This window comes from Photobacterium minamisatsumaniensis (assembly GCF_050336695.1).
Taxonomy (GTDB): domain Bacteria; phylum Pseudomonadota; class Gammaproteobacteria; order Enterobacterales; family Vibrionaceae; genus Photobacterium; species Photobacterium minamisatsumaniensis.
Window position 1 is genome coordinate 1 of record NZ_JAKJSI010000116.1, and the last position, 889, is coordinate 889.

Here is an 889-nt window from a genome sequence, read left to right on the forward strand (position 1 = left end):
GTGAATTACTGTAATAATTATAAAGAAACCTTTTACTATATTCACACATAACCTATCCTTTGTTATTGTGCTTTTTGAACCAATTAAATAACTCTCATTATTATTCGTTTCTACTGAACATTCGTTTTGTTCAGGATATTCTTCATTATGACTAATTACTATATCAGATGTGATCTTATAACCAAGCCCTTTAACAGTTACAATAGAGTCTGTAATGCCACATCTTGAAAATTTTTTCCTAATCCTTGAAATTGATACATACAATGAAGATTCTGAAACAACTTTTCCATTCCAACAAATATCTAATAACTCTTTTTTTGTAACGATCTTATCCCTGTTCATACCGAAGTAATCTAACATTATCATTTCAGGGCGATGCAATTCGAAATTCTCCTTATTAACGATAACATAACATTGCTCCATCTTTAATGTTACGTAAGTAATATCATTCATCATTACCAACTCTTAAATTAAAACTCGAGGTGAGATTTTTATATCTAGGATCATATATTCTTGGATTCCGTTGTAAAAAAACAGAACCTTCGAGTTCATAACTGAATTTTGGTTTAAAAACACCATCATCATTATCTTCATTGCACAACGTACATAATGAAATATATCCATTTCTATTAAATGACTCTTCAAGTTTTTTATAAATTCTTTTTGTTACAGTTCTGCTTACCATTCTTATTATTTTAACCTCAAACAACGTATACACAGTCGAAGCAAAACTTAACTAAAAAAACACAACTGTTTAAATTAATTATTATAATTAAGACTAAATAAGAATGATTTACTCTTAAGTAATTGATTTGTAAGGGCCCAACAAAAAAGTTCATGGGAAATAAAAACATAAAAAATGACTATCGTTTGAAAAACATCTATACAC

General features: G+C 28.0%; 1 protein-coding gene. It reads right to left on the reverse strand.

The features are described 5' to 3' along the window. Nucleotides 1-456, reverse strand: a 456-nt coding sequence (locus L4D78_RS28320; RefSeq protein ID WP_428469998.1) for a winged helix-turn-helix domain-containing protein, incomplete at its 3' end; no start/stop codon positions are given. Nucleotides 457-889: the final 433 nt, after the last annotated feature.